The 16,081-nt window shown below is 74.0% G+C and carries 16 protein-coding genes; 7 read left to right on the top strand and 9 right to left on the bottom strand.

All coding sequences use genetic code 11. The features are described from left to right. Positions 1-50: 50 nt before the first annotated feature. Positions 51-1,520, bottom strand: coding sequence for an NAD(P)H-hydrate dehydratase (locus IF06_RS0105510; RefSeq protein WP_030269389.1), 1,470 nt, complete (start codon positions 1,518-1,520; stop codon positions 51-53). 219 nt (positions 1,521-1,739) lie between these two features. Between IF06_RS0105510 and IF06_RS0105505 the strand changes: the two genes are divergently transcribed. Both IF06_RS0105505 and IF06_RS0105500 read left to right on the top strand, forming a co-directional pair. After that, entirely contained in the window at positions 1,740-2,039 is a 300-nt protein-coding gene (locus IF06_RS0105505) for a type VII secretion target (protein ID WP_232236622.1), read from the top strand. Continuing rightward, positions 2,036-3,658, top strand: coding sequence for an alpha/beta hydrolase (locus IF06_RS0105500; protein ID WP_013473663.1), 1,623 nt, complete (start codon positions 2,036-2,038; stop codon positions 3,656-3,658). The genes IF06_RS0105505 and IF06_RS0105500 overlap by 4 nt, the downstream gene beginning before the upstream one ends. Before the next feature lie 162 nt (positions 3,659-3,820). On the opposite strand, the gene glmS is transcribed toward IF06_RS0105500, so the two are convergent. Next, on the bottom strand, positions 3,821-5,734 hold the full coding sequence (glmS, locus tag IF06_RS0105495; RefSeq protein ID WP_013288568.1) for a glutamine--fructose-6-phosphate transaminase (isomerizing): 1,914 nt from the start codon (positions 5,732-5,734) through the stop codon (positions 3,821-3,823). A 272-nt stretch (positions 5,735-6,006) separates the two neighbouring features. Here glmS and IF06_RS0105490 point away from each other — a divergent pair, with 272 nt between their 5' ends. Genes IF06_RS0105490 through IF06_RS0105480 form a run of 3 tightly spaced genes read left to right on the top strand, consistent with a single transcriptional unit; the run spans position 6,007 to position 9,306 of the window. Then, the gene (locus IF06_RS0105490; protein ID WP_013473664.1) at positions 6,007-6,984 is read left to right on the top strand and encodes an MmpS family transport accessory protein; all 978 of its coding nucleotides are present in this window, start codon (positions 6,007-6,009) and stop codon (positions 6,982-6,984) included. A gap of 31 nt (positions 6,985-7,015) precedes the next feature. After that, positions 7,016-8,203, top strand: a complete 1,188-nt coding sequence (locus IF06_RS0105485) for a pyridoxal phosphate-dependent aminotransferase (RefSeq protein ID WP_013288570.1) — start codon at positions 7,016-7,018, stop codon at positions 8,201-8,203. Next, complete coding sequence (locus tag IF06_RS0105480) at positions 8,200-9,306, top strand: threonine aldolase family protein (RefSeq protein ID WP_030269383.1); 1,107 nt, start codon at positions 8,200-8,202, stop codon at positions 9,304-9,306. Before IF06_RS0105485 ends, IF06_RS0105480 begins: the two co-directional genes overlap by 4 nt. Positions 9,307-9,363: 57 nt before the next feature. On the opposite strand, the gene glmM is transcribed toward IF06_RS0105480, so the two are convergent. From glmM to IF06_RS0105450, 6 genes are all read right to left on the bottom strand, one after another. Further along, a complete protein-coding gene (glmM, locus tag IF06_RS0105475) occupies positions 9,364-10,719 on the bottom strand; it encodes a phosphoglucosamine mutase (RefSeq protein WP_013473666.1) in 1,356 nt (451 codons plus the stop codon). Between the two features lie 116 nt (positions 10,720-10,835). Next, a complete protein-coding gene (gene rpsI, locus IF06_RS0105470; RefSeq protein WP_013288573.1) occupies positions 10,836-11,300 on the bottom strand; it encodes a 30S ribosomal protein S9 in 465 nt (154 codons plus the stop codon). 20 nt (positions 11,301-11,320) lie between these two features. Then, positions 11,321-11,764 (bottom strand): 50S ribosomal protein L13, encoded by a 444-nt coding sequence (rplM, locus tag IF06_RS0105465; protein ID WP_013288574.1) that lies wholly within the window; start codon positions 11,762-11,764, stop codon positions 11,321-11,323. A gap of 209 nt (positions 11,765-11,973) precedes the next feature. Next, positions 11,974-13,341, bottom strand: a complete 1,368-nt coding sequence (locus IF06_RS0105460) for an MFS transporter (RefSeq protein ID WP_030269381.1) — start codon at positions 13,339-13,341, stop codon at positions 11,974-11,976. 122 nt (positions 13,342-13,463) lie between these two features. Then, positions 13,464-13,757, bottom strand: a complete 294-nt coding sequence (locus tag IF06_RS0105455; protein ID WP_030269379.1) for a type II toxin-antitoxin system PemK/MazF family toxin — start codon at positions 13,755-13,757, stop codon at positions 13,464-13,466. Then, positions 13,747-14,004 carry a DUF6364 family protein gene (locus tag IF06_RS0105450; RefSeq protein ID WP_030269378.1) on the bottom strand — a complete coding sequence of 86 codons (258 nt, stop codon included), beginning with the start codon at positions 14,002-14,004 and terminating at the stop codon, positions 13,747-13,749. Before IF06_RS0105450 ends, IF06_RS0105455 begins: the two co-directional genes overlap by 11 nt. Before the next feature lie 178 nt (positions 14,005-14,182). Here IF06_RS0105450 and IF06_RS0105445 point away from each other — a divergent pair, with 178 nt between their 5' ends. Together IF06_RS0105445 and IF06_RS31990 are read left to right on the top strand one after the other, a co-directional pair. Further along, the gene (locus IF06_RS0105445) at positions 14,183-14,650 is read left to right on the top strand and encodes a helix-turn-helix domain-containing protein (RefSeq protein ID WP_013288578.1); all 468 of its coding nucleotides are present in this window, start codon (positions 14,183-14,185) and stop codon (positions 14,648-14,650) included. A 40-nt stretch (positions 14,651-14,690) separates the two neighbouring features. Beyond that, on the top strand, positions 14,691-15,290 hold the full coding sequence (locus IF06_RS31990; protein ID WP_030269375.1) for a PIN domain-containing protein: 600 nt from the start codon (positions 14,691-14,693) through the stop codon (positions 15,288-15,290). Here IF06_RS31990 and IF06_RS0105435 read toward each other — a convergent pair. Beyond that, a complete protein-coding gene (locus tag IF06_RS0105435) occupies positions 15,263-15,973 on the bottom strand; it encodes a class I SAM-dependent methyltransferase (RefSeq protein WP_013288580.1) in 711 nt (236 codons plus the stop codon). The genes IF06_RS31990 and IF06_RS0105435 overlap by 28 nt on opposite strands. Positions 15,974-16,081: the final 108 nt, after the last annotated feature.

Here is a 16,081-nt window from a genome sequence, read left to right as displayed (position 1 = left end):
CCGTGAGCCGTGCGGGCGGTGCCCGCCGCCACCGGGCGCCGCCGCCCGGATCAGCCCAGCCGGGCCAGTACCGGACGCAACGCCGCGGCCACGTCGGGCGCGGTCACCGGACCGCCGCGCGCCGCCTCCCGCCCGGCCAGCCCGTGCAGGTACGCCGCCGCGGCGGCCGCCCGTTCCGGGGCCAGCCCGGCGGCGAGCAGCGAACCGAGCAGCCCGGCCAGCACGTCGCCGGTGCCACCGGTGGCGAGCACCGGGGTGCCGGTCGGGTTCACGTACGCGCGGCCGTCGGGCGTGCCGATGACCGTACGGTCGCCCTTGAGCAGCACCACCGCGTTCATCCAGGCGGCCAGCCGCAGCGCGGCGGCGACCCGGTCGTCCCCCGGCATCTCGCCGCAGAGCCGGGCGTACTCCCGGTCGTGCGGCGTCACCACGATCGGCGCGTCCCGGCCGCGCAGCCGGTCGGCCAGCTTGCCATCGACGAGCAGCGTCAGCGCGTCCGCGTCGAGCACCACCGGCACCGGCGCGGCGAGCACCGCGCGCAGCTCGGCGGCGGAGTCCTCGCCGGTGCCGAGCCCGGAGCCGCAGACCCACGCCTGCACCCGGCCGGCGTCGGCGACCCGGCCGGTGGCGATCACCGACGGATGCTGGTGCAGCACCTCGCCCTCGGCGCTACCGGCGTAGCGGACCAGGCCGGTGGGACCGGCGAGCGCCCCGGCGACCGAGAGCACGGCGGCGCCGGGGTAGGTGGCCGACCCGGTGGCGACGCCTACTACGCCCCTGGTGTACTTCTCCGACGACGCGCCCAGCGCCGGCCACCAGTCGGCCACGTCCGTCTGCTCGATCACCTGGAGCGCCGGCGTGCCGCGCAGCCACGGCGTCAGCCCGATGTCGACCAGCTCGACCTCGCCGGCCAGCTCGGCGGCCGGCCCGACGACCAGTGCGGGCTTGAGCGCGCCGAAGGCGACTGTCACGTCGGCGCGGACCGCCCGGGGCCGCCCGGCGTCGGTGAGCGGGACGTGGCCGGTGTCGACAGCGACGCCGCTCGGCACGTCGACCGCGACCACGGTGGCGCGCGTGCCGCCGCGCCCGCGCTGCCCGGTCAGGCTCGCGGCCAGCTGCTCGGCCGTCTCGCGGAGCCCTCCGGTGCCGCCGATGCCCACGATGCCGTCGAGCACCAGGTCGACCACAGCGGGCGGCCGGTCGGCCACACGGCCGCCGGCGGCGCGCAGGGCGGCCAGGCCCTCGGCGTGTGCCCGGCCCGGCGTGAGGAGCAGCGCTGTCACCGCCACGCCCCGGCGGGCCAGATGCGCGCCCGCGAACAGCGCGTCGCCGCCGTTGTCGCCGGACCCGGCGAGCACCAGCACCCGGGCGCCGTAGACACCGCCCCGGTCGGCGAGCAGCAACGCGCAGCGGCGGGCCAGCCCGGCCGCCGCCCGCTGCATCAGCGCACCGGGCGGGAGGGTGGCCATCAGGCCCGCCTCCGCCGCGCGAACGTCCGCGACCCGCCACACCTGTCTCATGCCACCCCGCCCCGCTCGTCGCGCCGGCTCAGCATCCGCTCGCGGCTCCCCCGATCACGGCCTCACCCTACCGGCGGTACGCGCCCGGGACCGGCTGGCGAACAAGCCCTGTGGATAACCCGGACCGTTGTCCACAGGGGTCGGCGGCCACTGCCGGGTGCCGCCTAGCGTCCCGGTGTCCGGAGCCGGCCGGTGGCGCCGGGCGAGGGAGGGCACGTGGTGGAGAAACCGTTAGACGTCGACCCGGAGCTGCTGCGATCGGTGGCGCGCGAGCTGGCCGACGACGCGTACCGGCTGGGCCGCGGGCCGGGCGCGGCACCGGAGTCGTTGCTGGTGGCGGCACCGGACGGCTGGCGATCCGCGGTGGCGCTGACCGAACTGGAGTCGGCCGTGCGGCGCTGGTCCGGCGCGCTCGGCGCCCGGGTGGCCGACACCGCTCAGGCGTTGCGCCGCGGCGCGGACGGCTACGAGGCGGTCGATGAACGCGCCGCCCGCCGCCTCACCGGGGTGCTCCGGTGAACGACGGTCCGGCCGACGCCGTGGACGTGCCGGTCGGCTACGCGCAGCTCTGGCGGGCCGATCCGGGCGCCTGGTCCACCGCCGGGGCGGCGTGGCGGGGCATCACCACGCCGGTACGGCAGCGCGCCGACGCGTTGACCGCCCGGATCGGCACGCTCCGCCCCGGGTGGTCGGGTGCGGCCTCGACTGCCGCGCAGCGGCGCATCGGGGATCTGCGCACCGATCTCACCGACGTGCTGCCCGCACTGGTCGAGGTCGATCAGGTGCTCGCCGAGTTCGGCGCCCGGCTGGGCGCGGCGAAGGCCCGGCTCGGCGCCGAGGTGGCCCGCGCCGAGTCCGGTGGCCTGCTCGTCGACCGCACCGGCGCGGTCCGGCCCGACCCGGCACGGCCGCCGGGGCAGACCGGGCCGGCGGTGGTCGACGCGCGGGCCGGGATCCGGGGCGCGCTGACGCTCGCCGGCGCCGCCGACCGCGAGGCGGCCGGCCGGCTGGCGGAGCTGACCACCGCTGCGGTACGCGGCTGGGTGAGCGTCCCGCCCGCGTGGCGGCCCGGTCCCGGCGCCGGGCCGGCCGAGGTGAGCCGCTGGTGGGCCGGCCTGAGCGCGGCCGAGCGGCGCTGGCTGGTGGGGCGGGAACCGGGCCGGATCGGGCGCCTCGACGGGCTTCCGGCCGCCGTCCGGGACCAGGCGAACCGGCTACTGCTCGGCGACCGGCGGGAGCAGTTGCTCGCGCGCCGGCTCGGGCTGCTGCACCCGCTTCCGGCCGGGCCGTTGGAGGCGTCCCGGCGGGTCCGGCTCGCCGCTGTCGAGGCGGCGCTGCGCGGGCTGGACGGGCTCGGCGAGCGGCTGGCCGCAGGCGGGGCGCCGCGGGCGTACCTGCTGGGGCTCGACCCGGCCGGCGACGGCCGCGCGGTGGTGGCGCTCGGCAACCCGGACCGCGCCGCCTCGGTGCTCACGTACGTCCCGGGCATGACCTCGGATCTCGCCGACGCGCCGGCCGAGCTGGGCCGGGCAGCACGGGTGTTGCAGCGATGCGCGGCGCTCGGGCCGGGCGAGGAGGCGGCGGCTGTGCTCTGGCTGGACTACGACGCGCCCGGCTTCCTCACCGAGGCGGCGGGCACCCGGCAGGCCGAGGACGCCGGCCCGGCGCTGCACCGGTTCCAGGACGGGCTGCGGGCCGCGCACGAAGGCCCACCGGCCCGGCAGACGGTGCTCGGGCACAGCTACGGCTCGCTCGTGGTCGGCACCGCCGCCCGCGACCACGGGTTGGGCGCCGACGCGCTGGTCTTCGTCGGCTCGCCGGGCGTCGGCGTCGACCACGCCGCCGAGCTGCGGATGCCCGCCGGTCAGGTCTGGTCGTCGACCGCGCCGGACGACGTGATCCGGCTGGCCCGCCCACCGGACGAGCTGGCCCGCCGCGCGCTGCTCGCGGGTACGCCGCTCGGTCCGGCGCTCGCCGTGCTCGACCCGCACGGCGAGCGACTCTGGTTCGGCGCCGACCCGAGCGCGCCGGACTTCGGCGGGAGGCGCTTCCCGAGCGCTCCGCACGGCCACACCGGCTACTGGGATCCGGACAACCCGGCGCTGGACGGCATGGCCCGGATCGTGCTGGGCCGATGACCGCCCGCGGCCCTCCGGCGACCGGTCCGCGGCCGTCCGGCGGCCGGTCCGCGGCCGTCCGGCGGCCGCCCGAGAGGCAGGCCGGAGACGACGCGGTCCCTCCACCCGTCGTGCGGGCGGAGGGACCGTGGACGAGAGCGGAGGGACCGTGGACGAGATCGGCTACTCGACAGTGACCGACTTGGCCAGGTTCCGGGGCTGGTCGACGTCGTGCCCGCGGGCGGCGGCGATCTCGGCGGCCAGCACCTGCAACGGCACCGTGGTCACCAGCGGCGCCAGCAGCGTCGGCGTACGCGGCACGTAGATCAGGTGGTCGGCGTAGCGGACCACCGCCTGGTCGCCCTCCTCGGCGATCACGATGGTGCGGGCGCCGCGGGCGCGGACCTCCTGGATGTTGGAGACGACCTTGTCGTGCAGCATGCCCCGGCCGACCGGGGAGGGCACGATGCAGATCACCGGCGTGCCCTGGTCGATCAGCGAGATCGGGCCGTGCTTCAGCTCGCCGGCGGCGAACCCCTCGGCGTGCATGTACGCCAGCTCCTTGAGCTTCAGCGCACCCTCCAGCGCCACCGGGTAGCCCACGTGCCGGCCGATGAACAGCACCGTCGGCTCGGACTTCAGCTCGCGGCCCAGCTCACGGACCGGCTCGATGCGGTCCAGCAGCTCCCGCAGCTTGCCCGGCATCTCCTGGAGCTGGGCCACCACCGCGCCCACCTCGTCGGCGAACTTGATGCCGCGCACCTGGGCCAGGTGCAGGCCGATCAGGTAGCAGGCGACGACCTGGGTGAGGAACGCCTTGGTGGAGGCGACGGCGATCTCCGGGCCGCCGTGGGTGTAGAGCACCGCGTCGGACTCGCGCGGGATGGTCGAGCCGTTGGTGTTGCAGATCGCCAGCACGCGGGCCTTCTGCTCCTTGGCGTGGCGCAGCGCCATCAGCGTGTCCATCGTCTCGCCGGACTGCGAGATCACCACGATCAGCGTGGACCGGTCCAGCACCGGGTCGCGGTAACGGAACTCGCTGGCCAGCTCCACCTCGCAGGGGATGCGGGTCCAGTGCTCGATGGCGTACTTGGCGACCAGGCCGGCGTGGTAGGAGGTGCCGCAGGCGACGATGAAGATCTTGTCGACGTCGCGCAGGTCCTGCTCGCTGAGGCGGACCTCGTCGAGGGCGATCTCGCCGGTCTCGGTGAGCCGGCCCAGCAGCGTGTCGGCGATGGCCTGCGGCTGCTCCTCGATCTCCTTGAGCATGAACCAGTCGTAGCCGCCCTTCTCGGCGGCCGACGAGTCCCAGTCGATGTGGAAGTCCGTGCCGCTCGCCGGCTGACCGTGGAAGTCGGTGATGTCGATGCTGTCCGGGGTGATCAGGACGATCTGGTCCTGCCCCAGCTCGACCGCGTCCCGGGTGTGCTCGATGAACGCGGCGACGTCGCTGGCCAGGTAGTTCTCGCCGTCGCCCCGGCCGACGACCAGAGGCGAGTTGCGCCGGGCGCCGACCACCGCGCCGGGGATGCCGGCGTCGACGGCGAGCAGCGTGAACGCACCCTCCAGGCGCGCGCAGACCACGCGCATGGCGGCGGCGAGCAGCGCCGGGCTGTCGGTCTCGCCGGCCGAGCGCAGGTCGGCCAGCGCGCGGGCGATCAGGTGCGCGGCGCACTCGGTGTCGGTGTCGCTGGCGAACTCGACACCCTCGTCCTCCAGCTCGGCGCGCAGCTTCGCGAAGTTCTCGATGATGCCGTTGTGGATCACCGCGACCCGGCCGTCCGGGGAGAGGTGCGGGTGGGCGTTGCGGTCGGTCGGGCCGCCGTGCGTGGCCCAGCGGGTGTGGCCGATGCCGGTGGTGCCGTCGCCGATGCCAATCGGGCTGGCGGCGCAGTCCTCGGGGTTGTCGGCCGCCCGCTCGGAGAGGACCTTCTCCAGGTTCGCGAGCTTGCCGGCCTTCTTCTCGGTCAGCAGCTCGTCCTCGCAGACCACGGCGACGCCGGCCGAGTCGTAGCCGCGGTATTCGAGACGCCGCAGTCCGTCAAGCACGATGCCGAGCGCCGGGCGCGCACCGGCGTAACCCACGATTCCACACATGGTCCGCAGCCTAACCGAGTTTCGCTCATCGTGCGTGCTCGGAAAGGCGGTTAACGATCACTGAACTTGAGCGAACCGAGCGCCGGGGATGCGATTACCGGACAAAGCACCATCCAGGTCGTTCCGCCCGTCCGGACCGGTTCGGGACGCGGGGCGCGGACCGCCGGCCGGGACCGCACGGCTGGCCGCCACCGCCTACATTGAGGCCGGGCGCCGTCCCCCGGCCCCACCGTTCCGCGGTCGTCCGCGCCGTACCCCTGTGAGCTGAGCCCATGTCCGAGACGACCCCCGCCCCCGAACCGGCCTCCGGACCGAGCGACCCGACCGCCGCGCCGGCCACGCCGCAGCCCTCGTCCTGGACGCCGCCGGACCCGTTGGCCGCCCCGCAGCCGTGGACGCCGCCCGCGCCCTGGTCGCCGCCCCCGGCACCGAGCCCGTGGGCGGCAGCCGGCCCGGAGAGCGCGTCCGGAACCGACCCGGCCTCGTCCCCGAGCGGCACGGGCCGGCCGGTGGGCGAACCGGGGTGGGCGGCTCCGGCCGACCCGGCCGCCACGCCACGCCCGGCCGTCCCACCGGCCTCCGGCGATCCGCAGGCCCCAGGCTTCCCGGCCACGCCCGGCTGGCCGTCCCAGCCCGGCGTCCCGGACTTCTCGGCACAGCCGGCCTGGACACCGGGCGCCTACCCGCCCGGCCCTCACAAATCCGGGTCCTACCCGCCCGGGCCCTACCCGCCGCCGTACGCGTATCCGGGCATGCCGCCGCGCCGCAGCGGCGGCGGCTGGGTGGCCGGTCTGGTGATCGGCATCGTCACCGTCCTCGCACTGATCGTCTGCGGCTGCGTCGGGCTGTCCTTCCTCGGCCGCTCCATGACCGACGGGACGGCCTCCGGCGACCGGTACGACGGGCCGCTGTACGGCGAGCCCGACGGATGGGCCGACGAGCCCACCGGTCCCCCGGCCCGACCGGTCACCACCCCGTCCGGCGGACCCGGCAGGTTCACCGTCCTGTACGAGGTCACAGCCACCGACGGCGAGGCGGAGGTGCAGTTCTACGACGCGGACGCGAACTTCCACCAGCCCGGCGCCGTGGACACGCCCTGGCGGCTGAGCCTCACCGCGAACGACCGCGAGCGGGTGCAGATCATCGCGAGCCCCGTCGAGTCCGGCGAGGTGACCTGCCGGATCACCGTCAACGGCAAGGTCGTCTCCACGGACTCGGGCGAGTACGGCGCGACCTGCTTCGGCTGGTGAGCGGTCGGCGGCGGGCCGTAGGCTGGCCGCCGTGACGACGACCGATCCCCTGGTGGCCCGGATGCGGCCGTTCGGCACCACCGTCTTCGCCGAGATGTCCGCGCTGGCCGTGCGCACCGGCGCGGTCAACCTCGGGCAGGGCTTCCCGGACACCGACGGCCCGCCGGAGATGCTCGCCGCCGCGGCCGAGGCGCTGCGTACCGGCCACAACCAGTACCCGCCCGGCCCGGGGATCCCCGCGCTGCGCGCCGCCGTCGCCGGGCACCAGCGCCGGTTCTGGGGCCTGGAGTACGACCCGGACGGCGAGATCGTCGTGACGGCCGGCGCCACCGAGGCGGTCGCGGCGAGCATCCTCGCGCTCTGCGAGCCGGGTGACGAGGTGATCTGCTTCGAGCCGTACTACGACTCGTACGCCGCCTCGATCGCGCTCGCCGGCGCGGTCCGCCGCCCGGTGACGCTGCGGCCCGGCCCCGACGGCAGGTACGCGTTCGACCCGGACGAGCTGCGCGCCGCGTTCGGGCCACGTACCCGGCTGGTGCTGCTGAACTCGCCGCACAACCCGACCGGCAAGGTCTTCACCGCCGACGAGCTGACGACGGTGGCCGAGCTGTGCCGGGAACACGACGTGTACGCGGTCACCGACGAGGTCTACGAGCACCTGGTGTTCACCGACGCCGCCGCGCCGCACGTACCGCTGGCCACGCTGCCGGGCATGCGGGAGCGGACGCTGCGCATCTCGTCGGCCGGCAAGACGTTCTCCTGCACCGGCTGGAAGGTCGGCTGGGTGAGCGGCCCCGCGCCGCTGGTGGCGGCGGTGCTGCGGGTGAAGCAGTTCCTCACGTTCGTCAACGCCGGGCCGCTGCAACCGGCGGTGGCTGTGGCGCTCGGGCTGCCGGACGCGTACTTCACCGGGTTCCGGGACGACATGCAACGCCGCCGGGACCAGCTCGCCGCCGGGCTGGCCGACGCCGGGTTCGGCGTGCTCGCGCCGGAGGGCACCTACTTCGTCACCGCCGACGTCACGCCGCTGCGCGGCCGGGACGGGGTGGAGTTCTGCCGGGCGCTGCCGGAGCGCTGCGGCGTGGTGGCGGTGCCGACGCAGGTGTTCTACGACGACGTGGAGGCCGGGCGCCGGCTGATCCGGTTCGCGTTCTGCAAACGGCCGGAGGTGCTGGCCGAGGCGGTGACCCGGCTGCGCCGGCTCCGGGCGGACGGATGAGCGACGAGCAGGCCACGCGGCTGCGCCGGTTCACCGCCCAGCGTGGCTGCGACACGATGCTCTCCGGCGTACGCCCGGCCTCCGTACGGGAACAGCTCGCCGCGCTCGATCAGGTGGCCGGGGACGACCCGCCCGACCTGTACGGCGAGGGCGGGCCGGTGGCGGAGCTGGAGCTGCGGGTCGCCGAGCTGCTCGGCGCGGAGGCTGCCGCGTTCTTCCCGTCGGGCACGATGGCGCAGCAGGTGGCCATGCGTCACGGGGCGGAGCTGACCGGCCGCGCCGGTGTCGGCCTGCACCCGCTCAGCCATCCGCTGACGCACGAGCGGGACGCGTACGCGCTGCTCGCCGGCGTACGCGCGGTGCGCACCACGAGCGCGCCGCGCAACCCGACTGCCGACGAGGTGGCGGCGCTCGACGAGCCGATCGGCACACTCTTCCTGGAGTTGCCGCTGCGGGACGCCGGGTTCGTGCTGCCGACCTGGGACGAGCTGGTGGCCGTCGTCGCGGCGGCCCGCGCCGGCGGTGCCCGGGTGCACTTCGACGGGGCCCGGCTCTGGGAGTCGTCAGTCCATCTGGGCTACTCGCCGGCCGAGATCGCGGCGCTGGCCGACAGCACGTACGTCTCGTTCTACAAGTCGCTGGGCGGCATCTCCGGTGCCGCGCTGGCCGGCGACGCGGACCTGATCCGGTACGCGCGTGCCTGGCGGCACCGCTACGGCGGCACGCTGTTCCAGCAGTGGCCGGCGGCGCTCGCAGCGCTCGCCGGGCTGACCCGGGAGCTGCCCCGCCTCCCCGGGTACGTGGTGCACGCCCGGGTGGTGGCCGAGGCGCTGGCCGCCCTGCCCGGCGCCCGGGTGTACCCGGCGCCGCCGCACACCCACCAGTTCCGGTTCTGGCTGCCGTACCCGGCGGCCGTGCTCGACGCGGCGAACCTGGCGCTGGCCGAGGAGGAACGCGCGTGGTTCGTCGGCGGCTGGCGGGACACCGAGGTACCCGGGCTGGCGCTGGCCGAGGTGACCGTGGCCGGGCCGGCGCAGGAGCTGGACGCCGGCGCGGTGGCCGACCTGGCCGCCCGCTTCCTGCGCCGGGTCCAGGCGAACTGACCGCCGCGTCCGGCCGAGCTGACCGGCGAGGAGGAAGAGCAGGCGGCCCCGGGTCGGTCAGGCGACCGGGCTGGCGGTGCGGACCTGCTCGGCGATGCGCTCGGCGACCTCGCGGGCGGTGTCCTCGGTGGCCGCCTCGACCATGACCCGCACCAGCGGCTCGGTGCCGGACGGGCGCAGCAGCACCCGGCCGGTCTCACCCAGCTCCGCCTCGGCGCGCTCGACCTCGGCCCGGACGGCCGGTGCGGCGGCGCCGACGGTACGGTCGCCGACCGGCACGTTGATCAGCACCTGGGGCAGCTTGGTGACCACGGCGGCCAGCTCGGCCAGCGAGGTGCCGGTGGCGGCCATCCGCGCCATCAGGTGCAGGCCGGTCAGCACGCCGTCGCCGGTGGTGGCGTACGCGGGCAGCACGATGTGGCCGCTCTGCTCGCCGCCGAGCGCCAGGCCGGAGGCGCGCAGCTCCTCCAGCACGTACCGGTCGCCGACCTTGGTCTCGACCAGCCGGATGCCGTGCTCGGACATGGCCAGCCGGAGACCGAGGTTGCTCATCACTGTGGCGACCAGGGTGTCCTGGGTCAGCTCGCCGGCGTCCCGCATGGCCAGCGCGAGGATCGCCATGACCTGGTCGCCGTCGACCTCGTTCCCGTCGGCGGTGACCGCGACGCAGCGGTCGGCGTCGCCGTCGTGGGCGATGCCGAGGTGGGCGCCGTGCTCGACCACTGCGGCGCGCAGCGCCTCGATGTGGTTCGAGCCGCACTCGTCGTTGATGTTGAGCCCGTCCGGCTCGGCGTGGATGGCGATCACCTCGGCGCCGGCCTCCCGGTAGGCGACCGGTGCGACGTCGGCGGCCGCGCCGTTGGCGCAGTCGACCACGACCTTGATCCCGTCGAGGCGGTGCGGCACGGTGCCGACCAGGTGCTGCACGTAGTGGTCGGCGCCGTCGAGCAGGTCGTGCACGCGGCCGACACCGGCGCCGACGGGGCGCTTCCAGGCGGTGGTGGCGTTCGCCTTCACCGCCTCCTCGATCCGCATCTCGATCTCGTCGGGCAGCTTGTGCCCGCCGGCGGCGAACAGCTTGATGCCGTTGTCCGGCATCGGGTTGTGCGAGGCGGAGAGCATCACGCCCAGGTCGGCCTTTGCCTCGGCGGTGAGGAACGCCACCGCCGGGGTGGGCAGCACGCCGACCCGGACCACGTTGGCGCCGGCGCTGGTGAGCCCGGCGACCACCGCCGCCTCCAGCATCTCGCCGCTGGCCCGGGTGTCCCGGCCGACCACCGCGAGCGGCGGATGGCTCTTGTCGGTCTCGGCCAGCGTGTGGGCCGCGGCCACCGCGACCGCAAGCGCCAACTCCGGGGTGAGATCCGCGTTCGCCCGCCCGCGTACGCCGTCCGTGCCGAACAACCGGCCCATACCCGCCAACCTCCGTGGAACTGCCGATGAGAGGAGAAACGCGGAACGGCCGGTCCGCCTCCCGGATGGGGGAGGCGAACCGGCCGTCCGTCAGAAGTACAAGACGCTTGTGGTGATCAGCGCTTCGAGTACTGGGGAGCCTTACGGGCCTTCTTGAGGCCGTACTTCTTGCTCTCCTTGACCCGGGCGTCACGGGTCAGGAAGCCGGCCTTCTTCAGGGCCGGGCGGTCGTCGGGCTCGCTGACGATCAGCGCCCGGGCGATGGCGAGCCGCAGCGCGCCGGCCTGGCCGGTGGTGCCGCCGCCACGCAGGTTGGCGATCACGTCGAACGCCTCGGGCTTCTCGGCGGTGACCAGCGGGTCCTTGATGAGCTGCTGGTGCACCTTGCTCGGGAAGTAGGCCTCGAGGTCGCGGCCGTTGCAGGTGATCTTGCCGCTGCCCGGGATGATCCGGACCCGGACGATGGCTTCCTTGCGCCGACCCACGGTCTGGATCGGGCGGTCACCACGGGGCGCGCGCGCGACGGGCGCCGGCGCCTCGGTGGCCTCGGGGGCGACCTCGGTGGCGGTGATGTCGGTCATGCTGCTTCCTTCGCCCGCGCTCACTGCGCGATCTGCTTGATCTCGAACGGCACCGGCTGCTGCGCGGTGTGCGGGTGCTCGGCACCGGCGTAGACCTTCAGCTTCTTGAGGAGCTGACGGCCCAGCTTGTTGTGCGGGAGCATGCCCTTCACGGCCAGCTCGATGGCCCGCTCGGGCCGCTTGGTGAGCAGCTCGTCGTAGCCGACCCGCTTCAGGCCACCCGGGTAACCGGAGTGGCGGTAAGCGACCTTGGTCTGACGCTTGTTGCCGGTCAGCGCGACCTTGCCCGCGTTCACGATGACGACGAAGTCGCCCGTGTCGACGTGCGGCGCGAAAGTCGGCTTGTGCTTGCCACGCAGGAGCGTGGCGGCGTGGGTCGCCAGGCGGCCCAGCACGACATCAGAGGCGTCGATGACGTGCCACTGACGCTCGATCTCACCCGGCTTCGGGCTGTACGTACGCACAGGTCTACCTTGTCTCGTCGTCGGTCTGGGGTCGCGCGCCGAGGTGACCAGGAGTACCCAGCCGGACCAGCGCGCACGAACGACCAAGCGTACCTGATGCGGCACGCCTAAGAATGTCGTACAACAGCAGGCAACGATACCCGGCCGCCCGGCGGCAGGTCAAAACGGGGTCGCGCCGCGCGTGGCCTGCGGGTTCGCCATGGCACAGGTCACACGCCGACCAGCGTACGCGGTCCGGGACGCAGGTAGACCACCCAGGTGACCAGGAAGCAGAGCGCGTACCACCCGATGAAGGCCAGGTAGGCGGCATCAGCAGTGCCGGAGGCCAGGAACGACTGCCGGAACGCCACGTTCACCAGCACCCCGCCCGAGGCACCGACCGCCCCGGCGATGCCGATCACCGCGCCGGCCAGCCGCCGGGCCCGCCGCTGCGCCGCCTCCGGGTCGCCGGTCAGCTCGCTCTCCGCGACGGCCCGGGCCCGGAAGATCGCCGGGATCATCTTGTACGTCGACCCGTTGCCGATGCCGGAGAAGACGAACAGCGCCAGGAACCCGGCCAGGTAGAGCGGGAACGACTTCTCCCTGGCGGCGTACAGCACCAGCCCGGCCCCGGCGGCCATCGCGACGAAGTTCCAGAACGTGACCCGCGCCCCGCCCAGCCGGTCGGCGAGCTGACCGCCCACCGGCCGGATCAGCGACCCGATCAGCGGCCCCAGGAAGGTCAGCCAGGCGGCGTCGACGGGCGTCGGGAACCGGTCGTGGAACTGGAGCTGGAGCACCTGGCCGAAGGCGAACCCGAAGCCGATGAACGAGCCGAACGTGCCCACGTAGAGCAGCGACATCACCCAGGTGTGCGGGTCGCGGGCCGCCGCGCGCAGCGCGCCCGGCTCGTTGCGCGCCCCCGGCACGTTGTCCAGCCACCGGGCCGCGGCCAGCGCGGCCAGCACGATCAGCGGCAGGTAGACCGCCGGCACGAGCCGGGGGTACGCGGCGCCGGCGGTCGCCAGCACCGCCAGCCCCGCCAGTTGCACGGCCGGTACGCCCAGGTTGCCGCCGCCGGCGTTGAGCCCCAGCGCCCGGCCCTTGAGCCGCTCCGGGAAGAACAGGTTGATGTTCGCCATCGACGAGGCGAAGTTGCCGCCGCCGACGCCGGACAGGCAGGCCAGCACCATCAGCGTGGCGTACGACACCCCGGGCTCGATCAGCACGGCCATCGGCACCGCCGGCACCAGCAGCAGCAGGGCGCTCACGATGGTCCAGTTCCGGCCGCCGAAGCGGGCCACCGCGAGCGTGTACGGCAGCCGCAGCACCGCCCCCAGCGCGGCCGGTACGGCGGTGAGCAGGAACTTCCCGGCCGGGTCGATGCCGTACTCGGGGCCCAGGAACAGCACCGTGACGGACCAGAGGCTCCACACCGAGAAGCCGACGTGCTCGGCGAAGATCGAGACGTACAGGTTGCGCCGGGCGACCCGGGCGCCACCGGCCGCCCAGAACGCCGGGTCCTCCGGCCGCCATTCGGTGAGCCGGCCGGCGGTGGCGGCCGGAGGCGTGGTCGGTGCGGAAACGAGCGTGCTCACGGGCGACTCCTCCTCGTCGATGACGAGGCGACGCTCTCAGCCCGTGGTTTCCCCGGCGTGCCCCGCACGCGTCGGCCCGGCAACGGAGATCGCACGTCCGCCGGACGGCGCCGGTGAGGCGGTCACAGCTCCTGGAGGATCCGCAGCGCCCGGCCGACCCGCTGCATGGTCTCGGTGTCCGCCACGTCCACGCACTCGGTGAACCACTTCTTCATCGGCGAGGAGATCCGGTCGGGCATCACCACGTACGCGCCCATCGGCACGGCGAGCGGCGAGTCGCGCAGCAGCGACTCCTCGACCACCTCGGCCACGATCACGATCGGTACCGCAGTGGCGTTGTAGACGTCGGAGCTGATCACCAGGCCGAACCGCTCCCGGGCGCCGGAGATGCGCCAGACCTCACCCCTACGCAGCACGCGGACGCCCGCCGAACAGGGCGTCGTCGACGAGCGCGACCTCCTGGGCGTCGGCCAGGGCGGCGGCTTCCAGGTCCAGGCCGGCACGGCCGACCGCGTCGGCGTGCGCGGTGAAGACCTCGCGCAGCGCCTTCTCCCGGGCGGCCTGGTCCATCCAGGCGGAGAGGGAGAGCCCTTCCCGCTTGGCGAACCGGCGCGCCTCCTCGATCGTCTCGTCGGAGAACGACAGCGTCACCTTGGCGGTCATGCCGCGAAGACTACCCATCGGTATGACCGCCAGTCATCCTCGTCCCCGCCGATCGCGGAATCGGACACCTGCAGGTGAAACAAGCGAAGCCGGTTGCGGATATTGCACTTGGGGGCGACGATAGAGCAGGTCCGAACGGCTGGGACGACACAAGCCGCATCTGCCACAGGGAGCCGTCATGAGCCTCAGCACCGGCATGGCCGCCTCGGTCATGCCCACCGAGGGAGCGGAGCGCCAGAAGGCGGCCGCCATGGAGGAGTTCCTCGTGCGGCACCCCCTCGCCGCGGGCGGAGGCGTGGCCCGCCTCGTCTCGGCGGACGGCGAAGAGGTCGAGGTGCCCGCCCAGATGTTCGACGTCCTCCATCAGATCTCGGCGATGCTCGCCCGCGGCGACGGCGTCGCGATCAGCGCCATCTCCCGCGAACTGACGACGACCGAGGCGGCGAAGCTGCTCGGCATGTCCCGCCCCACACTCGTTCGCCTCCTGGAGAACGGGTCGATCGCGTCCCACCGGGTCGGCAGCCACCGGCGCCTCTTCCTCCGCGACGTCCTCGCATTCCGGCAACGGCAGATGGAGGAGCGACGGAAGTCGTACGAGGCCTTGATGTGGGAATCCGACGCGCTGGGTTTCACCGACGACGTGTAGTTCCGGGCCCGGCCAGGGGGCGCTGGGTAGGGTGTCCACTGTGATCCCCAGCGCCCCACTGGTGTTCCTGGACGCGAACATTCTCTATTCCAGGACCCTTCGCGACTGGATCAGCCTTCTCGCGCTCGAAGGCGACTGCACCGTCTTCGATCTGCGGTACAGCGAGGACGTTCTGGCGGAATGGATGTATCGCCTGCGCCGTAAGCGGCCCGAGCATTCCGAGCAGGCGATCGGCGGGCAGCGACGCCGCTTCGTCCAGGCGTTCCCGTACGGCCTCGTCACCGGCTATTCGCCGAACGACGTTCCGTGCCCGCCGGACCCGGACGACCGGCACGTGCTGGCCGCCGCCGTCCACGGTCGCGCCGACATCCTGGTGACCGACGACCGGCGCGCCTTTCCGCCGGAATGCGTACGGGAATCGCTGTCGGTCCGCACCGGCGACGAGTTCCTCGACTGGGTGGCCGACCGTTCGATGCCTCTGGTCATGAGAACGTTGACGCGGCAGATCGACTACTACCGGCGCAGCCTGGTCGCCGAGGACAAGGACGCGGTCGAACTGATCGCCCACCTACGGAAGGCCGGCGCGTCCCGTTTCGCCGATCGGCTCGAGAATCACCTCGCCGATCCGTCCGGCCGCTGACCGCCGAAGACCGCGAAACGCCATTCCTTGAAGAAGCAGTCCACGTCCACCAGGCCCGCCTCGGTCAGCCAGCGACACTGCTCGGCCACCGGGGCCGGCCGGTCGTGCCGCATCCGCTCGCGGGCGCCGGCGATCTCCTCGGCGTCGGAACCCAGCTCGGTGATCCGCGCCGTCCACACCTCGTCGTAGCGGCGGTCCAGCGCGGGGGTCGGCCCGGCGACCTGCTCGGCGTTGACGAACACCCCGCCGGGAACGAGCGCGTCGGCGGCCCGCTTGTACAGCGCCCGCTTGCCCTCGTCGTCGAGGTGGTGGATGGCCAGCGCGGAGACCACCGCGTCGTACCGGCCGGCGGGCAGCGGGCCGGCCAGGTCGGCGTGGACGGTGCGGTGCGGCACGCCACGGGCGTCCAGGTGCCCGGCGGCCACCGCGAGCATGCCGGGGGCGCCGTCCACGAGCGTCAGGCGGACCCCGGGGACGGCCGCGGTCAGCAGCAGGGACAGCAGGCCGGTGCCCGCGCCCAGGTCCAGCACCTCGGGGGTACGCCCGGCGGCGAGCGCGGCGCGCAGCGGGGGTGCGGCCACCTCGACAGCGGTGCCGTAGAAGGCGTCGAAGCAGGGCACAAGGCGGCGCCGGGCCTGGTCGTAGCTGCCGGCCACCGCGTCGAACGCGTCCGCCACGCTCATCATGCCTCCCGTTATATGAGATTATTGTCCCACATTCTAAGCCCTGCGGAGCGTCTCGTCACCCGCGTGCGGTGTGAAGCGCTCGTGACAGGACCGAAACAGAGCAGA

This window comes from Micromonospora globosa (genome assembly GCF_000717585.1).
GTDB classification, from domain to species: domain Bacteria; phylum Actinomycetota; class Actinomycetes; order Mycobacteriales; family Micromonosporaceae; genus Micromonospora; species Micromonospora aurantiaca.
The sequence above is the reverse complement of the archived record's forward strand: the minus strand, read 5'-3'. Positions and strand labels throughout refer to the sequence as shown.